Source organism: Bacillus cereus group sp. MYBK108-1 (assembly GCF_051917185.1).
GTDB lineage: Bacteria > Bacillota > Bacilli > Bacillales > Bacillaceae_G > Bacillus_A > Bacillus_A cereus.
This window is the reverse complement of record NZ_JBQAHZ010000003.1, coordinates 191951-212765: the sequence shown is the minus strand read 5'-3', so window position 1 is coordinate 212765 and position 20815 is coordinate 191951. Positions and strand designations below refer to the sequence as shown.

Genomic DNA, 20815 nt, shown 5'->3' with positions numbered 1-20815 from the left:
CAATGAATGCACGTCTTTTTTTGTTATGTTTTGTCGAACAATCGATATATCCGAGAAATCGTTGATATATTGTAAGTTATGATAGATATATCGAAAAAATCGTTGATATATCCCGAGTTACGATAGATATAATTGAAAAATCGTTGATATATTATCGCTTCTCAATCGCCACAATAAATGGCGGGTTATTTTGTTGGTTAATGAAGCCGTAGCGCAGTACGTGTGCTTGTTTTTGGTCTAATTCTTCGGCAAATTTGAGAACAGCGTCCCGTTCTACTTGTCCTTCTGGATGTCCGTGGTAAATAACAAGGACGATGATTCCTTCAGGTGCCATTACTTCTAGTAATTGTTCGATCGCTGAAATTGTTGAGTTCGGTTTTGTAACGATATGCTTGTCTCCGCCTGGAAGGTAACCTAAGTTGAAAATTGCGCCTGTTACTTTTCCTTTTGCATCTTCTGGTAATACGGATAGAAGTGTATCGTGACTATCGTGAACTAAAACAGTACGTTCGAAAAGTTCTTTTTCTTTTAGACGAGTTGTTGAGCTTTCAATTGCCTCTTTTTGAATATCAAATCCAAATACTTTTCCGTTATCTCCAACGATTTCAGCTAGGAAGCAAGTGTCATGGCCGTTTCCTAAAGTTGCATCTACAGCGTAATCGCCTTCTTTTACTGCCGTTTGCAGAAGCGAGCGAGCAAACGGTAATACACGTTCTAATTTCATTTTTGTTTCTCCTCATTTGCATATTTTCCTTGCCAGCTTCCGCGGCGTACAAATTCTGCATCGATGGAATTTAATACTTCCCATTTATTTAAGCTCCACATTGGACCGATCATTAAATCAGGCGGACCGTCACCTGTGATGCGGTGCACAATTACGTCTTCTGGAATCATTTCAAGTTGGTCAACAACGAGACTTACGTAGTCCTCAAGAGAAAGGAACTCGAGTTGTCCTTTTTCATATTGCTTCACCATTGGCGTTCCTTTTAATAAGTGAAGTAAGTGGATTTTAATTCCTTGTACATCAAGCTTCGCTACTTCACGAGCTGTTTCCATCATCATGTCGTAATCTTCAAGTGGAAGGCCGTTAATAATATGAGAACAAACTTTAATGCCGTGCTTACGTAATTTATTTACACCTTCAACGTAAGAAGGATAATCGTGAGCACGATTAATAAGATTTGCAGTACGTTCATGGACGGTTTGTAGTCCGAGTTCAACCCAAAGGTAAGTGCGTTTATTTAAGTCCGCTAAATATTCAACGACATCGTCCGGTAAACAATCTGGACGAGTCGCAATAGAAAGACCGACAACGTCTTTTTCTGCTAGAAGCGGTTCGAATTTTTCTTTTAACACTTCAAGTGGTGCATGTGTATTTGTGTACGCCTGGAAATAAGCGATACATTTTCCATCTTTCCACTTTGAGCGCATTTTTTCTTTCATTTCATGATATTGCGTTATAACATCATCGCGGCGATCGCCAGCGAAGTCACCAGATCCAGCAGCACTGCAAAATGTACAACCGCCATAAGCAACTGTACCGTCACGGTTCGGGCAATCAAAGCCAGCATCTAATGAAACTTTAAAGATTTTTTCACCAAATTCATTTCGTAAATGATAATTCCATGTATGATAACGTTTATTGTCGTTTGTATATGGAAAAGGGTTTTGAACCTTCATTACTTTCCCTCCTAAGCCGAGTCAAAATGAAACAAAATCCATTATAACATACTCATAAGGTTCAGATGGAAGGGACACACTAAAGGGGAATTGAAGCAAGGAGGGACAATTATGGCAGAGCGTCAATCACTTGAATCGTATATTACACAAGCGGAACAAGCGGTGGAATATGCGAAAGAACAATTAGACCAAGGTATGAGACAAGAGCATTATAATACGATGGAGTATTCGGATGCGCAGTTACAATTAGAACAAGCGTATAACGATTTACAAACGATGCAACAACATGCAAATGATGAGCAACGTGAGCAATTAAATAGAGCACGTATGGCAATTCGCCAATTGCAACATCAAATGATTATTACACCGCACTAATAAGGAGTGAATGTAATGGCGAAACGTTCAGATCAAAATAACCCAGAACAAAAAACGCAAAATGGACATAACGCTGAGTTTTCGAATGAACTTGATCCGATTGTTCAAGTAAAACAGCGTAATAGTAAAAAAGGACAACCTCAAAAATCGAAACAATCAGAGTAGACCAGGTCGCAATATGACCTGGTTTTATTTTGCTATATGACAATAATGTAAGATTCCTGTAAGGTTTGTCGATAGTTGTGAGCAGCTTTCTCCAGTAGAGTAAGAAAGGATTAAGTTTTATACAAGGAGTTGCTTTATGGGGAACAATATTATAAACAAGCGAATTGATGAGTTAGATTACATTCGTGGCTTTGCACTACTAGGGATTATTTTAGTAAATATTCTCGCACTACTTAACATTAAAATTCCAGATCCTAGCACAGTGGATGCTAGCTATCAAAGATTTTTATACTTATTTGTAGAAGGGCGTTTCTTCTCAATCTTCTCATTCTTATTTGGAGTGGGATTCTATATCTTTATTTCAAGAGCGATTGCGAAAGGGAAAAATGGATATGTTCTATTTTTCCGCCGCGTAGTTGCATTATTTATTTTTGGTTTGATTCATTACATGTTTCAGCCTGGAGAAGCGTTAACGTTATATGCAATTTGCGGATTAATCGTTTTACCGTTTTATAAAGCGAAAAAACAAGTGAACTTAGTAATTGGTCTTATTTTGACAATAGCCTTTAGTGTAATGGGTGTTAAAGAACTATTACCACTTGGTTTAATTTTATTAGGTCTTGCTGCAGGACAATATCGTGTATTTGAAAATCTTTCAAAAAACATAAAGCAAGTCGCTATTTTTACAGGCATTATGTTTGTTTTAAGTGTGGCAGCTGTATGGTATCAATATGGACACGTGCCTGCTGGCCCATTTGTAAATATGATATTGATGAATGAAGACGGAACAATGGATGCTGCAAGCCAGTTTCTAAAAATTGGTATTACAGTTGGACCAGTCATTTCAGCTTTCTATGTCGGAGCATTAATTTTATTACTTCAATTAAAACCAGTTCAAACATTGTTAGCGCCACTGAAATACTACGGTCGTATGGCGTTAACGAATTATATTGGACAAACTGCAATGATTTTAATTGCCGGTAGCGTATTTAACTTTGCAGGAAACTTGACATACATGCAAACGTTATATGTATGTATCGCAATTTATGCAATTCAAATTGTGTTTAGTGTAATTTGGATGAAAATCTTTAAAATGGGTCCATTAGAATGGATTTGGCGAGTTGTTACGTATTGGACGGTAACACCTTTAAAGAAATAAAGAGAGAAGTGGGCTGTTCCTTTTTTGTGGAGCAGCCTATTTTTATTTTCAGCTTTTGTAGTTGCGCCGATATATTTGAAAAATCGCCGATATAATTTCATTTACCGATTCAATATGTCACTAATATTCAAAGTAGTAAAAGCCAAACTTACACGCCCACCTTCTTTATATTACAAAAGTGTAAGGTAAATGTAATGTTAACAAATAGCAGTTCGCCTCTAAAAAGCGCAAAATAGGTAATGGAAAAACAAGCGTAGGAGGATATATATGACGAAACCAGTTGTAGACGTAAAAAACGTTCAAAAAGTGTACGGTAAAAAAGGTGAGAACCAATCACACGCGTTAAAAGGTGTGTCATTCTCAATTCAAGAGGGCGAGTTTGTTGGAATTATGGGACCATCTGGTTCTGGTAAAACGACATTATTAAATGTAATTTCAACGTTAGATAAAGCAACGGGCGGCGTTGTTGAAATTGCAGGAACGGATATTACAAAAATGAAGCAAGGTGAGCTTTCAGATTTCCGTTCACAAAAGTTAGGATTTATCTTCCAAGATTTTAATTTGTTAGAAAACTTATCTATTTATGAAAACATTGCACTTCCACTTTCCTTGCAAGGTGTTCCATCACGTAACATTGGACCAAAAGTCGAGAAAGTAGCGGATATGTTAGGAATTACAGAAATACTTCAAAAGTACCCATCTGAAGTATCTGGTGGGCAAAAGCAACGTTCGGCAGCAGCGCGTGCTTTAGTGCATGAGCCTGCAATTATTTTAGGGGACGAGCCAACAGGAGCGCTTGATTCTAAAAATGCAACGAGTTTACTTGATGCGATGACAAACTTAAATAAAGATCAAGGCGTATCTATTATGATGGTTACACATGATCCATACAGTGCAAGTTACTGTCAGCGTATTTTATTCATTCAAGATGGTGAGCTATATAAAGAAATTCACCGCGGCGGTACACGTGAAGAGTTTTATAAAGAAATTTTAGATGTGCTTGCGGACTTAGGAACACAAAAAGCGTAAGAAAGGAGGTTCTAGAGCATGTTATTCAAACTTTCCATGTCAGGACTAAAGAGTAAGCTAAAAGATTACATCGTCTTACTTGTTGGTCTTGTCATGTCGATCTCAATTTTTTATATGTTTCAAACGTTAGCACTAAATGAATCATTTCTTGAATCTAATTCAGTGATTAAATCAATCGGATTTGTATTCCAAGCAGGTTCATTTTTATTAGCAATCATAACGTTCTTCTATATTTTATATGCGAACTCTTTCTTACTATCTCTTCGTCAAAAAGAGTTTGGTATGTATATGATGTTAGGAGCAAAAAAGCATAAAGTTACATTACTTATGTTTATTGAGACAATTGTATTAGGCGCCGCGTCTCTTGCAATTGGAATTGCAGTTGGTGTAGGACTTGCAGAAGGTATCGGTCAATTATTAATGAAACAATTAGAATTTGCTGGTGAAGGCTATAAAGCATTTTATCTGCCATCTATGACTGTTACTTGTATCTTCTTCTTTGCACTATTTGTACTATCAGCAATTATGAACAGTATTAAGTTATCACGTATTTCTGTATTGCAACTTGTACATGCAGATGCACAAACAGAACGTGTTGCGGTAAAAGGAAAAATGACAGGCTTAGTTGCATTCCTTGCGGTTATTTTATTAGGAATTGGCTATGCATCAATGATTTACATGGAAAAACTAAGAGAAATGGGAATCCTTATTGCATTAATTACAACAACAGCTGGTACTTACATGTTATTTGGATCACTTCTTCCAGTTATTATTAAAAAGTTAAAAAGTAATAAAAAGCGTAGTGAAAAAGGACTTAACGCTTTTACATTTGCACAATTAAATTTCCGTATTAATAGCTTAACGAAAGTACTTGCAACAGTAGCGATGTTAGTTGCTCTTGGAGCTGGTGCAATTTCAGGGGGTATGGCGTTTAAAAATAACGTTATAAAAATGGTTGATGGTTTAGTAATCTATGATTCAGTAGTTCATAATCCGACAGCTGAAGAAAAGAAAATTTTAAACGGTATTACATTTAAAGAGAAAAGCGAATATCGTTACAAAGTAGATGATAAATACGTTTACTATGTAAAAGAAGATTTAGAGAAAAATCGTCCTTTAGTAAAAGATATGGAAAATATGAAGTCGATGAAGGATTTAGTAAATACGAAGAAGGCTTCACAGGAATTACCAGTAGGTGCAGTTTCTAGAGAAATGAATGAAAAAGATGCGAACGCTAAAGAACTTCCAGAAGAATGGGTAGATGCTTTTAGCACAATTCATCCATATTATATATACGAAGATCATGCAATTAAAATTGTAGATCAAAAAATGTACGATGGGATAAGTGGTAAAGAAGGTATAGCATTTATCGGAAAAGCAGATGATTTCTTAACATATACAAAAGAATGGAAAAAACTTGACGAGTTGCAATTAGATAAATATAAAAATGTAACAGCTGAAAGAATGAACAGTAAATATCAATCTTACGACATGTTCTATGGTGTTGCGAGTGGAACAGTGTTTATGGGCTTCTTCCTTGGAATTGCTTTCTTAGCAATGATGGCAAGTTGTTTAATGTTCAAAATTCTTTCTGGTGCATCAAAAGATATTACACGTTATCAAATGCTTCGTAAAATCGGGGTGCGCCGTGAATTATTAACAAAATCAATTTATAAAGAGTTATTCTTAGTATTCTTATTCCCAGCAATTGTAGGTATTGCTCACGTACTAGTTGGTATGAATATTTTCGGATTTATTTTACTTGATCCGTACTTCCGTATTTGGGTACCAATCGTAATTTTCGTAGTTATTTACACGATTTATTACCTTATTACAGTTCAATTGTATAAAGGAATTGTTCTTCCGAAAGAAGATTAATAATAAAAACCGAGCAAAAACGCTCGGTTTTTATTATTTTCAGAAAAAACACTTTAATGTTACTGAAATATATAATATAATGCAAGTAAGTAACGTAATATAAAAGTAGAAGTAGCTGTATAAGGAAAGGAGGAATCCAATCTGTAGAAAGAAGCTGAACTTTTATCCCCACATTTTTTACCGCAACGTATTTATACAATCGTAAGTTTCCACATTGAAAGTTTTCAGAACCACCTGAGTATATTGTGAAAATAATGGATAACACATGGAAATCTCATAGCATGATAAGGTAAAATGGACAACATAATGAGAAAATTACCGTTCATAAGATGAGGAGAATACATGTATGGAAGTTGTAGAGGCATTAAAAGATATAAGCCAAATTGAGGCTATGAAAAAATATTTAAAAGAGCACTCCCAGCGAGATTATCTTTTATTTGTTATTGGAATTAACACAGGATTAAAAATTACAGAATTACTTAGCATGAAATTTGAAGATGTATTAAATGAAGATGGGACTGTTAAAGAGTTTTATACTCTTCCTGTGAAAGATGAAAAATTCAAACAAGATATTTATTTAAATACAAAAGTAAAAGAAGCGCTTTTAGATTACGTACAATCTATTGGCGTTAAAAGAGAAAATTACGTATTTCAATCTAATAAAACGCCAAATTCAATTACGCGCCAACAAGCGTATCGTGTAATTCATAATGCTGCAGAAGCAGTTGGAGTTGTTGGTAAGATCGGAACGAATTCAATGCGAAAAACATTCGGATTTCATGCGTACAAAAGAGGGATAGCGATTGCGCTGTTGCAAAAACATTTTCATCACGCGACTCCATCAGAGACGCTAAAGTATTTAGGTATTTCAAAGGATGAGACCTTTAAAACGGAGATTGATGTCGATTTATAAAAGCCGTAACTAAAAGAATTAGGAGGCGGAAAATATGAATATTAGAGAGAGTGAACTGCCGGGTATTGGATGTAAGTTTGAAGTGATTACAAAAGGTAATGAAAAGATGGTTATCGTTATTCATGATGATGGCCGAAGAGAAATGTACCATTTTGATGCTGATCATGAGGAGAGTATTTCAAGCGTCTCTCTTCGTGATTCCGAAGCGAGACAAATTGCAGCTATATTGGGCGGAATGGTATATAGACCACAAGCTTTAGATACGATTGAAATGGCCTTTGAAGGATTATCAATTGAGTGGTTTAAGGTGGAAAATAATGCACCAGTCGTACAAAAAACAATTGGTAGTTTACATGTCCGAAACACATATAACGTAACGATTATTGCCATTTTGAAAAAGAATATGAAGAAGTTCTTTAATCCAGGCCCAGATTCTATCATTGAAGCTGGCGATATGCTCGTACTATCAGGTGAAAGACATGAAGTAAAAAGAATTATTAATGAGTTGCTTTCAGTAGGAGGGGATTCATAATCGATGGATACTTTAATCTTTGAAGTTGGGACTGCGTTAGTATTAGTCGCTTTTGCAGCTATTCTCGCTGCAAAGTTAAAGTTCTCGATTATTCCGTTTCTCATTATACTCGGTATGCTAGTGGGGCCCCATGCCCCAGATTTAGGGCTTATCGATTTAAGATTTATTGAAAGCGGAGAAGTTATTTCCTTCCTCGGCCGTGTTGGCGTTATATTCCTCTTATTCTATTTAGGCTTAGAATTCTCAATTAAAAAATTAATTAAATCAGGAAAGTCAATTGCTTTTGGGGGAACTGTTCATATATCGCTTAATTTTATATTAGGTTTACTTTACGGATATATAATGGGTTTCCCCTTATTAGAAACATTAATTATTGCTGGGATCATAACAATTTCATCGAGTGCAATTGTTGCGAAAGTAATTGTTGATTTAAGAAGATCTGGTAATAAAGAGACGGAGCTAATTTTAGGAATCATTATGTTTGATGATATCTTTTTAGCCGTATATTTATCGGTCGTTTCAGGATTAGTACTCGGAGGGGCAACGTCATTTGTAGGTGCTCTTACATCTATTTTAATCGCAGTAGGGTATATGCTACTATTCTTTGTAGTTGCTAGAAAAGCTACACGATTTTTAAATAAAATGTTAGATATTTCGTCCAATGAAATTTTTATTATCGTAATATTCGCTATTTTATTCTTTGTAGCAGGATTTTCAGAAACGATTCATGTCGCGGAGGCAATTGGAGCATTATTATTAGGGCTCGTCTTTTCTGAAACAGAGCATAGTGATCGAATTGAACAGCTCGTTGTTCCGTTTCGTGATTTCTTTGGAGCTATATTCTTTTTCAGCTTCGGTTTAAGTATAGACCCATTTTCACTTGGAGGAGCAGTGTGGTTGGCATTAGGAGCAGTTTTCATTACTCTTATCGGTAATTTTACTGCTGGAATGGTTGCGGGGCGTAAAGCTGGGTTATCGCATAAGGCTTCTACGAATATCGGTTTAACACTTGTATCACGCGGAGAATTTTCCATTATCGTCGCGAATATTGGAATTGCGGGCGGCTTAATGGCAACTATTAAACCATTCTCAGCTTTGTATGTTTTAATATTAGCATCGTTAGGACCTTTGTTAACGAAAGAATCTGGGAGAATATATTCCTTATTAGATAAAATATTTAAATGGAGCGCTAAAGAAAGTGCGAAGCGAGAAAAGGAAGTTGGATAGTATAAAGAGGCTGCATGAAGTTCATGCAGCCTCTTTATACATTGTTACTGTTGTCATTTTTTGTCGGTAAGTCGATATATTTTAATAATCGCTGATATAATCCAAGAAGCAATCAATATAATTTCATTTACCGTTGAACCATTATCTGAATTTCATCAACTATTAATCAGTTGCCTTCCTATTTAAAAACGACTACAATTTTACTGTTATATATATGATCGAAAAAAATAGAATAGGAGGGGAAACTATGCCAAGGAAAGTATGGCTATTAGTAGCTGGGATGATTATTAATGTCACGGGTGCTTCTTTTTTATGGCCTTTTAATACAATTTATTTGCATGATCACCTAGGAAAATCTTTATCTGTGGCCGGAATGGTATTAATGATCAATTCGCTTACTGGTGTAATCGGAAACTTGCTCGGCGGTGTTTTATTTGATAAATGGGGCGGTTATAAATCAACTTTAGTAGGGATTGTGATTACACTTGTATCGATTTTAGGTCTTGTGTTCTTCCACGGTTGGCCGTTATATGTTGTATGGCTAGCGTTAATCGGCTTCGGTTCTGGAATGGTCTTCCCATCGATGTATGCGATGGTTGGTACGGTTTGGCCAGAAGGCGGAAGACGGGCATTTAATGCGATGTACGTTGGACAAAATGTTGGTATTGCGATCGGAACAGCATGTGGTGGATTAGTTGCATCGTATCGTTTTGATTATATTTTCTTAGCGAATTTTATTTTATACTTTGTTTTCTTTTTAATTGCTTTTATTGGATTCCGCGGTATGGAAGACAAGAAGGAGCCAGGAGTGCAAAAAGAAGTCGAAACGAAAAAAGGGTGGTCACTTACACCTGGATTTAAAGCACTTCTTATCGTGTGTGTAGCATATGCTTTATGCTGGGTTACATACGTACAGTGGCAAGGAGCGATTGCAACACATATGCAAGAATTGAATATTAGCCTTCGTCACTATAGTTTACTATGGACGATAAACGGAGCGATGATTGTTTGTGCGCAACCACTTGTTAGTATGCTAATTCGTTGGATGAAGCGTTCTTTAAAACAACAAATTATGATTGGAATCTTCATTTTTGCGGCGTCATTCATTGTGTTAAGTCAAGCGCAGCAATTTACGATGTTCCTCGTTGCGATGGTAACATTAACAATTGGTGAGTTATTTGTATGGCCTGCGGTTCCAACGATTGCAAATATACTTGCACCAAAAGATAAATTAGGATTTTATCAAGGTGTCGTAAATAGTGCGGCGACTGTAGGGAAAATGTTCGGACCGGTCGTTGGCGGAGCAATTGTGGATTTATACAATATGGAAGTATTGTTTATAGCAATCATGGTAATGCTTGTAGTAGCGCTTATAGCAACGAGCATTTATGATAAACGAGTAAAAGTAGAAGAAACAGTTGAAGAAAAAATTGCAGTTTAGTTTGACGGAACATGTAACATGTTTTAGAATATATTTAAATAAAACAACCTTTAGAACAAGGGAGATAGCTCGGCTGTCTTAAGATGAATTCGTTAGTTATTAAGAGTAACGATTAACCGAGAAGTCCTCGCTTTAAGTAAGCTCTTAAGAGATACTAGGTGAAGGATAGTTCACTTAACTTATATGTGTAATAACAGTGAGAAGGAGTAGTAGTAATAGAAGCTGGTTTAGAGAGTTGACGGTCGGTGCAAGTCAATCCACGTTTCGTTATGAACTCGCCTTTGAGTTGCAGTTGTGAAACTAATAGTAGCAATTGCCGTTAATCCACGTTACGGATCTAAGCGAATGTATATTTGTACATTAATTTAGGGTGGTACCGCGGGAATCTATAACCTCTCGTCCCTTTCTAGGGATGAGAGGTTTTTTGTATTTTGGGCGGTGAAAATAAATAGAATTTCAAGGAGGGTATCTCATGAGCTTTAATCATCAAGAAATTGAGAAGAAGTGGCAAGGGTACTGGGAAGAGAATAAAACATTCCGTACGCCAGATGAGACAGAAAAACCAAAATTTTATGCACTAGATATGTTCCCATATCCATCAGGTGCAGGCTTACACGTAGGACATCCAGAAGGTTATACAGCGACAGATATTTTATCTCGTATGAAGCGTATGCAAGGATATAACGTTCTGCATCCAATGGGATGGGATGCATTTGGTCTTCCAGCAGAGCAATATGCACTTGATACTGGAAACAGCCCAGCTGAATTTACAGAGCATAATATTAATACGTTCCGTAACCAAATTAAATCATTAGGTTTCTCTTACGATTGGGACCGTGAAGTAAATACAACAGATCCAAACTACTATAAGTGGACGCAATGGATCTTCCTAAAACTATTTGAAAAAGGCTTAGCTTACGTTGATGAAGTACCTGTAAACTGGTGCCCAGCACTTGGTACAGTACTTGCAAACGAAGAAATCATTGACGGTAAGAGTGAGCGTGGTGGACATCCAGTTGAGCGTCGTCCGATGAGACAGTGGATGTTAAAAATTACAGCTTACGGAGATCGTCTATTAGAAGATCTAGATGAGCTTGATTGGCCTGAAAGCTTAAAAGATATGCAACGTAACTGGATCGGTCGTTCTGAAGGTGCAGAAGTACACTTCAACATCGATGGTACAGACGAGAAATTCACAGTTTTCACAACGCGCCCTGATACATTATTTGGTGCAACATACTGTGTACTAGCTCCAGAACATGCACTTGTTGCAGAAATTACAACAGCAGAACAAAAAGAAGCGGTAGAAGCTTACATTAACGCTGTAAAAATGAAGAGTGACCTAGAGCGTACAGAACTTGCGAAAGAGAAAACTGGTGTATTCACTGGTGCTTACGCAGTTAACCCAGTAAACGGTGAGAAATTACCAATCTGGATCGCTGACTATGTTCTTGCAACTTACGGAACAGGTGCTGTAATGGCAGTTCCAGCTCACGATGAGCGTGACTATGAATTCGCATCAGTATTTAATCTTCCAATGAAGGAAGTTGTAAAAGGCGGAGATATTACGAAAGAAGTGTACACAGGTGATGGTGCACACGTAAACTCAGCATTCCTTGATGGATTAAATAAAGAAGAAGCAATCGCAAAAATGATTGAATGGCTTGAAGCAACGAGCGCAGGAAATCAAAAAGTAACGTACCGTCTACGTGACTGGTTATTCAGCCGTCAACGTTACTGGGGTGAACCAATTCCAGTAATTCACTGGGAAGATGGTACAATGACAGCTGTGAAAGAAGAGGAATTACCATTAGTTCTTCCGAAAACAGAAAACATCCGTCCTTCAGGTACAGGTGAATCACCACTTGCTAACATTGACGAGTGGGTAAATGTTGTTGATCCTGAGACTGGTAAAAAAGGTCGTCGTGAAACGAACACAATGCCGCAATGGGCTGGTAGCTGCTGGTACTACCTACGTTACATCGATCCAAACAATAGCGAAGCACTTGTAGATCCTGAAAAAGTAAAACAATGGCTTCCAGTTGATATTTATATCGGTGGTGCAGAACATGCCGTACTTCACTTACTATATGCTCGTTTCTGGCATAAAGTATTATACGATATCGGTGTAGTTCCAACGAAAGAGCCATTCCAACAATTATTCAACCAAGGTATGATTCTAGGTGAAAACAACGAGAAAATGAGTAAATCAAAAGGTAACGTTGTAAATCCTGATGATATCGTAGCAAGCCACGGTGCAGATACACTTCGTCTATACGAAATGTTCATGGGACCATTAGATGCTTCAATTGCTTGGTCTGAAAATGGTCTTGACGGAGCTCGTCGTTTCCTAGACCGCGTATGGCGTCTATTCGTTCAAGATAACGGTGAATTAAGTGAGAAAATTACTGACGCACCAAATAAAGAGCTTGAAAAAGCTTACCATCAAACAGTGAAGAAAGTAACAGAAGACTATGCAGAGCTTCGCTTCAACACAGCGATTTCTCAAATGATGGTATTCATCAACGATGCATACAAAGCTGAAACACTTCCGAGAGAATATGTAGAAGGTTTCGTAAAAATGATTGCACCAGTTGCACCTCATATCGGGGAAGAGCTATGGAGCAAACTTGGATACAATGAAACAATCACATATGCAAGCTGGCCAACATTTGATGAGTCTAAACTTGTAGAAGATGAAGTTGAAATTGTTGTTCAAGTTATGGGTAAAGTTCGCGCAAAACTAACAATGAGTAAAGACGCATCAAAAGAAGAAATGGAACAACTTGCACTTGAAGCAATTCAAGACCAAATTGAAGGGAAAACAGTTCGTAAAGTAATTGTTGTTCCTGGAAAACTTGTTAATGTTGTTGCAAATTAATTTATTCTAAATAAAAGCTCAGAGTATGTATACTCTGAGCTTTTTTGTGTAGAAAATAATCTCTGGATCACCCTAGTCTAAGTTTTCAATTATTCCAATACGTACAAATAAAAGAGCGGAATTCCAATGCAGACAAACACCTATTTTTCTATAGGAAATATGATAAAAAAGGTAGGCTAAATTGAGTAGAAGAGGTGAAAGGAATGAAAGGGATGGACAATAATGCACCACATGGCTTTTTCGGAGGTGGATCGGATAGTTATGAACAAATGATGTTAATGGGAGGCGGACAACAAGGATATGGCGGAATTCCGAGCTGGATGGGTGGAACACCTGGAGGATTTTCCACATCAGTAGCTGGAGCACAAACTGGAATTCCAACATTAACAGGAGGATTTCCATCATCAGTAGCTGGAGTGCAAACAGGAATCCCAACATTTGTAGGCGGAGCAGCGGGAGGAGTACCAGTAGGCGTACCAACTACATTCCCATCTTTCGTTGGAGGAGTAGGTGGTTATCCACAAGGTTTTTACGGTCACCATGGCCACCACGACGGTCACCATGGCCACCACGACGGTCACCATGGCCACCACGACGGTCACCATGGCCACCACGACGGTCATCATGGACACCATCATCAAGGTCACCATGGCCATCATGGACATCATCACCACCAAGGACACCATGGCCATCATGGACACCATCACCACCAAGGACACCATGGCCATCATGGACACCATCACCACCAAGGTCACCACGGTCATCATGGACATCATCAACAACAAGTACATCACCACGGCCACCATCATATACATCCGCAGGCTGTCCTTTATCAAATTCATCAAGATCACCATGGCCACCACGGCCACCAAGGTCATCATGGCCACCATCACCACCAAGGTCACCAAGGTCATCATGGACATCATCAACAACAAGTACATCACCACGGCCATCAAGGCCACCACGGTCACCAAGGTCAACATGGTCATCAAGGTTACCAAGGCCAACAACACCAACAACACCAACAACACCAACAACACCAACAACACCAACAACACCAACAACACCAACAACACCAACAATACCAACAGTATCAACAACAACAATCTTCTCCTTGGACAGGTGGAATTGGAGCAGGAGGAGCGGGGGCAGCAGCAGGAGCGGCTAGCATTAGTGGAGCTGCAGGACATGCGGGACACGTGGGTCATTAATGATTGCCAGAAAAAAAGACATAATAAAAAACTGCTAGGAAATCCTAGCAGTTTTTTTCAGCTTCTTGACGCTGACGTTCAATTTCAGCACGAAGTTGTGGTTCCGGTGCTTGCCAGCCTTCTGGCTTTAGAATCTTACCGTCGCCTTCACGGAATCGAGGCTTCCCATCAGGGAATAGTTTTGCCATGTTGGCGTTGTTTACAATTTCGAATCCTTTATCTGGACGTACGCCCATTTCTGCAAACGTTCCGAATGCAAAGTAAATAAGGTCAATCAGTGCATCGTATTGATCTTCAACAGTCGTTGCCTCTAGAAATTCTTCTAGTTCTTCCTGCATAAAACTTGCACGGATTTTTGCACGCTCTTCTGTTAATTTTGTTGGAGTATTTGTCACAGGATGTCCGAATACTTCATGCATTTTCGCAACAAGTTCATATCCTTTATCTAAACCTTTTTCGTTTGTCATGTTGTTTCATCCTTTCTCGCTTAGTGCCGAATCTCATTGTAACATAAGGTGATTATGAAATGAAAAGAACATCTTATCGAAATAAGATGTTCGCTCGTTATTCTTCTTTTTTTATTAAAAGGGATAAAATAAGGTCGATGCCAAACATACCAAGGAGTAACATTGGTATAACGACAAGCAAGTAACGTGTGAAGGAAACATTTTTTAAGTATGTATGAGCAAATAAAAAGACGGCGAGAAATAAAATACCATTTAAAATAGGCTTTACTAATTTTTTAGACATAAGCTCCCCCATAAATATCTTCTCTCTATTTGATAATAAAAACTCCTCTCTCCGTTGTATCATGCTGGAGAGAGGAGTTCAATCATTTCTCATTCAATTACACCAGAATTTGTAATATTTACGGTGTATTTTATATGAACCGGAACATCTTTATATATTTGTCGCCACTCTTCTAATTTGAATGGGCGATAATGTTGTCTATATTTTGCTCCTAGTGCAAGAGGATCAACATTTAGAGATTTAAACTGTTTAATTAGTTTTGTAGCTTTTGCATCTAATTGTTTTTCGATTGATTTGGCTATTTTTGTTGTGTTTTTTTTGTTTTCTAAATTAAATTTTCTAGAAAGCTCCTGAATACGAGCATCCATCTTAACGTGAATATAGAAAGAAGGTTTCCCATCTTTTATGTTTACTTCGTAGGTAGGAACGGAACGAATGTTATTAATCATTGTATAGCCAGGATTGGTTTTAAATTCATGTGAGTCCAAACGGTGCTTTTCTAGCAGTCCTTTGAAAACAAACATATCGTGGTACTTAATTGTTCCAACTAACTTATCCTTTTTCAAGAGACCAATACCAATAATTTTTATTTTATCTCCATGTTTTTTGAGGATAGGCATATAGGAATCTTGTCCTTCACGGTAGTATCTGAAGGCACCTAAATATAAATTGTCAGTTGGCAAAGGGCCAGTGTCCATATTATGTTCTAACATTTTTTTTATATAAATCGCAACATTGTAAGAGGTACTATATTTTCCTTTAAATAGTTCAGTACCACTGCCTTCTAATAGTCCAACATACAGTGAGTTACCAATATTCACATCACGAATTAATGTGTCAAAAGAATTGGATAATCCTTTTTTAGCAATCTTTGTTGTGAATAAGGCAACACGCATTTGACCGCTTGCGAAAGGTTGTGAAGATTCTAAAGATGTATCTGCCTTTACTTGTTTTACTGCGTTTCCTGTTCCTTCATAAACTTGAACTTTATTTCCCTTTTTTTGTATAGGACAAACGAATGTAACTTTTACTTTATTATCTTTTGCTGTATCGAAGGCAGTTCCTTGAATGAGTTGAACATCATCAATAATATTTTTTTGTAAGCAACCAGTTAGACTGAAGATACTGATGCAAACAAGAAGTATTAACTTTCTTTTTGTTTTGTCCATTTTCTTTTCACCCACACAATAATAAATAGAATTGGAATGTATATATATATAAGCCAAAAACTAACTTTAGATACATTACTAATAAAATCATTGATATCATGCCTGTTCGTTAAAAGTTGTGAAACAACTAAGGTGATAAGCATCAAGGCAATTAAAATCCCACGTTGTTTAACACGAAAAATTTCATGAGTTCCTCTAGTAGCGGCCCATAAAGGTAGGATAAAGCTTGTAATAATAACGAGAGCATAACCAGAAATAGCGATATACTCAAGTCGCTCTATAAAAGGAAGTTTGATAACTTGTGTCATGGACAGTTGAGACCAAATTGTTTTGAGTAGTTGTTTTTCGCTAAAGAATGTAAAAGCGAGAATGGTACTAAACAAATATAGAATATTGGAAAATAATGCCCCATATTGCGCAAATTTATGGGATTTCTCTGGCTCTTTAACAAATGGATAAATCATAAGGAAAATTTCAAATCCTGTCATACTATAAATAGATAGTTGAGCTGCTTTCAAAATATCGGTAAAAGGATGTGAAAATATTGGAAGTAAGTTATCCCAATGTGAGAATTTCAAAATGAAAAGACTTAGAAAAAGATAACCTAATGTTCCACCAACGGAAATAACACAAATTCCTGTAATGACTCGAAATCCTGATGAAATAATGTAATAACTTATTAAGCATAAAAAGAATGTGAGCATCCAGGTGGATGCACTAGGAAACATCCATACTTGAATAATTTCGACATATGTTCTAACAACAGAAATGCTTACAATAAAAAAATAAACCATAAAAATGATATTAATACCATTTCCAATCCATTTTCCAAAAAGTTGTTTGTGTAAATCAATTAAGTTTCCCTCTACATTTTTTAATGAATAATACATCATCCAAATTAGAGTATGAATGATGATTCCTGTGAGGAGAACTCCCATCCAGCCGTCGTATCCAGCAGCTTTTGCGATAATTCGAGCGAAACCTAGAACGCCAGCTCCAAATTGCGCACTGTGAATTAAGAAGAAAACAAAGATAGGAGATATTTGATATTTTTCTTGAACTTTACTCATCAATGCACCTCATTTCTTAATCATCAAAGTCAGAGCTATGTTTCGTCGAAATTCCTTTCGCTGCTTTTTTTACATGTTGTGGCCTTGCTTGCACATCCCTTGTATCAATCATTGTTAAAGGAAAACGAATCCAAGAATCTTTAACAGATTGTTGTCTTGTCGGATAAAACAAAGCGTATGGCTTACGTAAAGAAGTAAGTCTAAATAGATGGGTAAATAAAAAGATAAATCCAAGTGAAATTCCGAAAAGTCCACCTATTTCTGCAAATATGAGAAACGGGAAGCGTAGTAATCGAACCGCATTACCCATTTTATAAATGGGGGTAATAAAGGAAGCGAGTGCTGATAGTGCAACGATAATTAATAAAATGTTACTCGTTAAACCTGCTTGTACAGATGCTTGTCCGATTACGATACCGCCTACAATACCGAGTGTTTGACCGACTTTCATCGGTAACCTTGCGCCAGCTTCTCTTAATAAATCGATAACTAATTCCAAAAAAAGTGCTTCAATTAAAGGTGGGAACGGTACTTGCGCCCTTGATAAAATTAAAGTTTCAAGTAAATCACTCGGAATGAGTTCGTAATGATAATTTAAAACGGCAACATATAATGGAGCTGCACAAATTGAGAAAAGGACAGCGATAAGCCGTAAAACTCTTGAAAATGTTGCATATAGCCAAGAGACATTATAATCTTCTGGTGAAATAAAGAAATCGAAATATGATACGGGCGTTAATAGAACATTTGGTGAACCATCAACGAAAATTGCAATTTTCCCATCAATTAGTGCTTTTGTAACTCTATCAGTGCGCTCTGTATTGATATAGAGAGGGAAAATCGATTTTTCACCCATTAATTCTTGTAAATAAGCACTATCATTAATTTGATCATATTCAAGAGCGCGTAATGACTCTTCTAGAAAATCTACATTATCTTTTTCAGCGAGATTGTCTAAATACATCATGACAACTTTCGTTTTAGAAAACTCACCGACAATCATTTCTTTTGTTTGTAAATCTAAAACAGGAAGACGTTTTCGAACTAAATTAATGTTTGTATCAATATCCTCTACGAAACCTTCTTGCGGACCAATAACAGTTGATTCGTTTAAAGGAGGAGTTGGTGCACGATAATTATCAATTGCAATGTTTGCAAGCATACATTTTTGATCTTGCTGATTTAATTGAATGATTGCATGTCCCTTTAAAACCATGTCCTCAATTTTTTGTAAGTCGTTCGTAATTGTAATGCCACTCATCGGAATATGTTCTTTTAGTTCTTCTAGCGAAGTACAAGGTCTCTCTAAAAGAGTAGGCATTAAATACTTCTGTAATTTCTCCCCATCAAGTGAAGGGCGATAATAAGAAATCCAATAAGGCATCGTTTCATCGTCAGATGTGTGATAATTAACAAAATCACTAGACTTTTTAAGTTTCTCTATTAAATTTTGTAAAGAATGAATACGATCTTTTTCTGGTTTTGTAAAGTCATAAATACTATTACCTCCAGAGCTTTGTTGCTTACTTTGAGAAGGTTCACCTTGCTTAGCGTTTTGTTGTTTATCTTGAGACGAATCACCTTGTTTAGCACCTTGTTGTTTATCTTGAGAGGAATCCTCTTGTTTAGTACTTTGTTGCTTATCTTGAGAGGAATCATCCTGTTTAGAGTTTTGTTGCTTATCCTGAGAAGAGTCATCTTGTTTAGAGTTTTGTTGCTTATCCTGAGAGGAATCCTCTTGTTTAGCACTTTGTTGCTTATCCTGAGAGGAATCCTCTTGTTTAGTACTTTGTTGCTTATCCTGAGAGGAATCCTCTTGTTTAGTACTTTGTTGCTTATCCTGAGAAGAATCTTTTTGTTTAGTACTTTGTTGCTTATCCTGAGAAGAATCTTTTTGTTCGTGATTTTTACCTTTATTATGTTTCATACTTCTAGTCTGTTCTTTGTTATCATCCTCTTCATTGTTAGAATGCTGCTCCTGATTATCTGTTTCGTTTGCTTCTGGTTTATTTGATTTTTTTTTCTTACGTAACCAATTCCAAATCATGTGTATGCCCTCTTTAATCTTGTAATATAGTGCTATTTTGTGGCTAATTTTGTATATTATTCATTTATTTATGAAAAGAAGAAGGAGATTAGTTTGCATAGAAAAAAATCTTTAGTAAGCAGTTCATACTATAACGGGGAGAGGAAGAGTCTGTGCAAATTGTAAAAAAGGAGAAGTTTGTTTTAAAAGAGTTTACGTTTGAAAATGGCAGGGAAATTCCTGTTCAAATGGGATACGAGATATATGGCACTTTAAATAGAGAAAGGTCAAATGTAATTTTGGTTTGTCATTATTTTAGTGCAACAAGTCATGCGGCAGGAAAATATACAGTGCATGATGAGGAGTCTGGTTGGTGGGATGGGCTCATTGGACCTGGGAAAGCAATTGATACAAATAAGTATTTTGTTATATGTACGGATAATCTTTGTAATGTGCAGGTAGGAAATCCATATGTGATTACAACAGGACCGAAATCGATTAATCCAGAAACTGGAGAAGAATATGCTATGGATTTTCCGGTTTTTACATTTCTTGATGTAGCTCGTATGCAATATGAGTTAATAAAAGGTATGGGAATTTCAAGGTTACACGCTGTAATTGGACCGTCGGCAGGGGGAATGATTGCACAACAATGGGCGGTTCACTATCCACATATGGTAGAGCGGATGATTGGCGTTATTACGAACCCACAAAATCCAATTATTACGTCAGTAAACGTAGCGCAAAATGCGATTGAAGCAATTCAACTGGATCCAAGTTGGAAAGGTGGAAAATATGGAGAAGAGCAGCCGATAAAGGGGCTTCATTTAGCAAATAGAATGATGTTTATGAACGCGTTTGATGAGCATTTTTATGAAATGGCATTTCCTCGTAATAGTATAGAGATAGAATCTTATGAAAAGTTTTCTACATTAACATCATTTGAAAAAGAGATAAATAAAGCGACATATACAAGTATAGAGTTAGTAGATGCAAATTCATGGATGTATACTGCAAAGGCAGTTTTATTGCATGATATTGCACATGGTTTTTCTTCATTAGAAGAATCTCTTTCTAACATAGAAGCGAATGTACTTATGATTCCGTGTAAACAAGATTTGCTTCAGCCGTCTCGTTACAACTATAAAATGGTAGATATTTTGCAAAAACAAGGGAAGTATGCGGAAGTGTATGAGATAGAAAGTATAAATGGGCATATGGCGGGAGCATTTGATATTCATTTATTTGAAAAGAAAGTTTATGAATTTTTAAATCGGAAAGTATCTAGTTTTGTTTAGAAGACAAATGA

General features: G+C 36.8%; 19 protein-coding genes and 1 other annotated feature. Of the genes, 12 read left to right on the top strand and 7 right to left on the bottom strand.

Annotated features, from left to right (window positions below; translation table 11 throughout):
- Nucleotides 1-151: 151 nt before the first annotated feature.
- Together ACTFSL_RS07460 and ACTFSL_RS07455 are read right to left on the bottom strand one after the other, a co-directional pair.
- The gene (locus ACTFSL_RS07460) at nucleotides 152-724 is read right to left on the bottom strand and encodes a class I SAM-dependent methyltransferase (protein WP_000764472.1); all 573 of its coding nucleotides are present in this window, start codon (nucleotides 722-724) and stop codon (nucleotides 152-154) included.
- Nucleotides 721-1680, bottom strand: a complete 960-nt coding sequence (locus tag ACTFSL_RS07455) for a TIGR01212 family radical SAM protein (protein WP_000868031.1) — start codon at nucleotides 1678-1680, stop codon at nucleotides 721-723. The genes ACTFSL_RS07460 and ACTFSL_RS07455 overlap by 4 nt, the downstream gene beginning before the upstream one ends.
- Before the next feature lie 111 nt (nucleotides 1681-1791).
- Here ACTFSL_RS07455 and ACTFSL_RS07450 point away from each other — a divergent pair, with 111 nt between their 5' ends.
- The 11 genes from ACTFSL_RS07450 to ACTFSL_RS07400 all read left to right on the top strand — a co-directional run bounded on the left by ACTFSL_RS07450 (nucleotide 1792) and on the right by ACTFSL_RS07400 (nucleotide 14491).
- A complete protein-coding gene (locus ACTFSL_RS07450) occupies nucleotides 1792-2055 on the top strand; it encodes a YtzC family protein (protein WP_000840869.1) in 264 nt (87 codons plus the stop codon).
- Between the two features lie 15 nt (nucleotides 2056-2070).
- Entirely contained in the window at nucleotides 2071-2220 is a 150-nt protein-coding gene (locus ACTFSL_RS07445; protein WP_001129340.1) for a hypothetical protein, read from the top strand.
- Nucleotides 2221-2356: 136 nt separating this feature from the next.
- The gene (locus ACTFSL_RS07440; RefSeq protein WP_088338479.1) at nucleotides 2357-3379 is read left to right on the top strand and encodes a DUF418 domain-containing protein; all 1023 of its coding nucleotides are present in this window, start codon (nucleotides 2357-2359) and stop codon (nucleotides 3377-3379) included.
- Nucleotides 3380-3646: 267 nt separating this feature from the next.
- On the top strand, nucleotides 3647-4408 hold the full coding sequence (locus ACTFSL_RS07435; RefSeq protein WP_000165844.1) for an ABC transporter ATP-binding protein: 762 nt from the start codon (nucleotides 3647-3649) through the stop codon (nucleotides 4406-4408).
- Nucleotides 4409-4426: 18 nt separating this feature from the next.
- Nucleotides 4427-6286, top strand: a complete 1860-nt coding sequence (locus ACTFSL_RS07430) for an FtsX-like permease family protein (RefSeq protein ID WP_000897761.1) — start codon at nucleotides 4427-4429, stop codon at nucleotides 6284-6286.
- Between the two features lie 346 nt (nucleotides 6287-6632).
- Nucleotides 6633-7199, top strand: coding sequence for a tyrosine-type recombinase/integrase (locus tag ACTFSL_RS07425; RefSeq protein WP_000454210.1), 567 nt, complete (start codon nucleotides 6633-6635; stop codon nucleotides 7197-7199).
- A 34-nt stretch (nucleotides 7200-7233) separates the two neighbouring features.
- The gene (locus ACTFSL_RS07420; protein WP_001026053.1) at nucleotides 7234-7731 is read left to right on the top strand and encodes a cation:proton antiporter regulatory subunit; all 498 of its coding nucleotides are present in this window, start codon (nucleotides 7234-7236) and stop codon (nucleotides 7729-7731) included.
- A 3-nt stretch (nucleotides 7732-7734) separates the two neighbouring features.
- Entirely contained in the window at nucleotides 7735-8958 is a 1224-nt protein-coding gene (locus tag ACTFSL_RS07415) for a cation:proton antiporter (protein ID WP_000380176.1), read from the top strand.
- A 247-nt stretch (nucleotides 8959-9205) separates the two neighbouring features.
- The gene (locus ACTFSL_RS07410; RefSeq protein WP_001137561.1) at nucleotides 9206-10399 is read left to right on the top strand and encodes an MDR family MFS transporter; all 1194 of its coding nucleotides are present in this window, start codon (nucleotides 9206-9208) and stop codon (nucleotides 10397-10399) included.
- Between the two features lie 187 nt (nucleotides 10400-10586).
- Nucleotides 10587-10806: a binding site (T-box leader), on the top strand.
- A 65-nt stretch (nucleotides 10807-10871) separates the two neighbouring features.
- Complete coding sequence (leuS, locus tag ACTFSL_RS07405; protein WP_000009461.1) at nucleotides 10872-13280, top strand: leucine--tRNA ligase; 2409 nt, start codon at nucleotides 10872-10874, stop codon at nucleotides 13278-13280.
- 203 nt (nucleotides 13281-13483) lie between these two features.
- Nucleotides 13484-14491, top strand: a complete 1008-nt coding sequence (locus ACTFSL_RS07400; RefSeq protein WP_440041445.1) for a hypothetical protein — start codon at nucleotides 13484-13486, stop codon at nucleotides 14489-14491.
- 44 nt (nucleotides 14492-14535) lie between these two features.
- Here ACTFSL_RS07400 and ACTFSL_RS07395 read toward each other — a convergent pair whose 3' ends face one another.
- The 5 genes from ACTFSL_RS07395 to ACTFSL_RS07375 all read right to left on the bottom strand — a co-directional run bounded on the left by ACTFSL_RS07395 (nucleotide 14536) and on the right by ACTFSL_RS07375 (nucleotide 19527).
- Nucleotides 14536-14958 (bottom strand): hypothetical protein, encoded by a 423-nt coding sequence (locus ACTFSL_RS07395; protein WP_000180554.1) that lies wholly within the window; start codon nucleotides 14956-14958, stop codon nucleotides 14536-14538.
- A gap of 97 nt (nucleotides 14959-15055) precedes the next feature.
- Nucleotides 15056-15241 (bottom strand): hypothetical protein, encoded by a 186-nt coding sequence (locus ACTFSL_RS07390; RefSeq protein WP_135278027.1) that lies wholly within the window; start codon nucleotides 15239-15241, stop codon nucleotides 15056-15058.
- Nucleotides 15242-15330: 89 nt separating this feature from the next.
- Complete coding sequence (locus ACTFSL_RS07385; RefSeq protein ID WP_088338307.1) at nucleotides 15331-16410, bottom strand: Ger(x)C family spore germination protein; 1080 nt, start codon at nucleotides 16408-16410, stop codon at nucleotides 15331-15333.
- Entirely contained in the window at nucleotides 16386-17480 is a 1095-nt protein-coding gene (locus ACTFSL_RS07380; protein WP_088338308.1) for a spore germination protein, read from the bottom strand. Before ACTFSL_RS07380 ends, ACTFSL_RS07385 begins: the two co-directional genes overlap by 25 nt.
- A gap of 16 nt (nucleotides 17481-17496) precedes the next feature.
- Nucleotides 17497-19527, bottom strand: a complete 2031-nt coding sequence (locus tag ACTFSL_RS07375) for a spore germination protein (RefSeq protein WP_088338309.1) — start codon at nucleotides 19525-19527, stop codon at nucleotides 17497-17499.
- Nucleotides 19528-19679: 152 nt separating this feature from the next.
- Between ACTFSL_RS07375 and ACTFSL_RS07370 the strand changes: the two genes are divergently transcribed.
- Nucleotides 19680-20804 carry an alpha/beta fold hydrolase gene (locus ACTFSL_RS07370; RefSeq protein ID WP_088338310.1) on the top strand — a complete coding sequence of 375 codons (1125 nt, stop codon included), beginning with the start codon at nucleotides 19680-19682 and terminating at the stop codon, nucleotides 20802-20804.
- Nucleotides 20805-20815 lie beyond the last annotated feature (11 nt).

Bases quoted from the DNA above. Each gene is read 5' to 3' on its own strand.
- ACTFSL_RS07460 (WP_000764472.1), bottom strand. From the start codon at position 724: ATGAAATTAGAACGTGTATTACCGTTTGCTCGCTCGCTTCTGCAAACG.
- ACTFSL_RS07455 (WP_000868031.1), bottom strand. From the start codon at position 1,680: ATGAAGGTTCAAAACCCTTTTCCATATACAAACGACAATAAACGTTAT.
- ACTFSL_RS07450 (WP_000840869.1), top strand. From the start codon at position 1,792: ATGGCAGAGCGTCAATCACTTGAATCGTATATTACACAAGCGGAACAA.
- ACTFSL_RS07445 (WP_001129340.1), top strand. From the start codon at position 2,071: ATGGCGAAACGTTCAGATCAAAATAACCCAGAACAAAAAACGCAAAAT.
- ACTFSL_RS07440 (WP_088338479.1), top strand. From the start codon at position 2,357: ATGGGGAACAATATTATAAACAAGCGAATTGATGAGTTAGATTACATT.
- ACTFSL_RS07435 (WP_000165844.1), top strand. From the start codon at position 3,647: ATGACGAAACCAGTTGTAGACGTAAAAAACGTTCAAAAAGTGTACGGT.
- ACTFSL_RS07430 (WP_000897761.1), top strand. From the start codon at position 4,427: ATGTTATTCAAACTTTCCATGTCAGGACTAAAGAGTAAGCTAAAAGAT.
- ACTFSL_RS07425 (WP_000454210.1), top strand. From the start codon at position 6,633: ATGGAAGTTGTAGAGGCATTAAAAGATATAAGCCAAATTGAGGCTATG.
- ACTFSL_RS07420 (WP_001026053.1), top strand. From the start codon at position 7,234: ATGAATATTAGAGAGAGTGAACTGCCGGGTATTGGATGTAAGTTTGAA.
- ACTFSL_RS07415 (WP_000380176.1), top strand. From the start codon at position 7,735: ATGGATACTTTAATCTTTGAAGTTGGGACTGCGTTAGTATTAGTCGCT.
- ACTFSL_RS07410 (WP_001137561.1), top strand. From the start codon at position 9,206: ATGCCAAGGAAAGTATGGCTATTAGTAGCTGGGATGATTATTAATGTC.
- leuS (WP_000009461.1), top strand. From the start codon at position 10,872: ATGAGCTTTAATCATCAAGAAATTGAGAAGAAGTGGCAAGGGTACTGG.
- ACTFSL_RS07400 (WP_440041445.1), top strand. From the start codon at position 13,484: ATGAAAGGGATGGACAATAATGCACCACATGGCTTTTTCGGAGGTGGA.
- ACTFSL_RS07395 (WP_000180554.1), bottom strand. From the start codon at position 14,958: ATGACAAACGAAAAAGGTTTAGATAAAGGATATGAACTTGTTGCGAAA.
- ACTFSL_RS07390 (WP_135278027.1), bottom strand. From the start codon at position 15,241: ATGTCTAAAAAATTAGTAAAGCCTATTTTAAATGGTATTTTATTTCTC.
- ACTFSL_RS07385 (WP_088338307.1), bottom strand. From the start codon at position 16,410: ATGGACAAAACAAAAAGAAAGTTAATACTTCTTGTTTGCATCAGTATC.
- ACTFSL_RS07380 (WP_088338308.1), bottom strand. From the start codon at position 17,480: ATGAGTAAAGTTCAAGAAAAATATCAAATATCTCCTATCTTTGTTTTC.
- ACTFSL_RS07375 (WP_088338309.1), bottom strand. From the start codon at position 19,527: ATGATTTGGAATTGGTTACGTAAGAAAAAAAAATCAAATAAACCAGAA.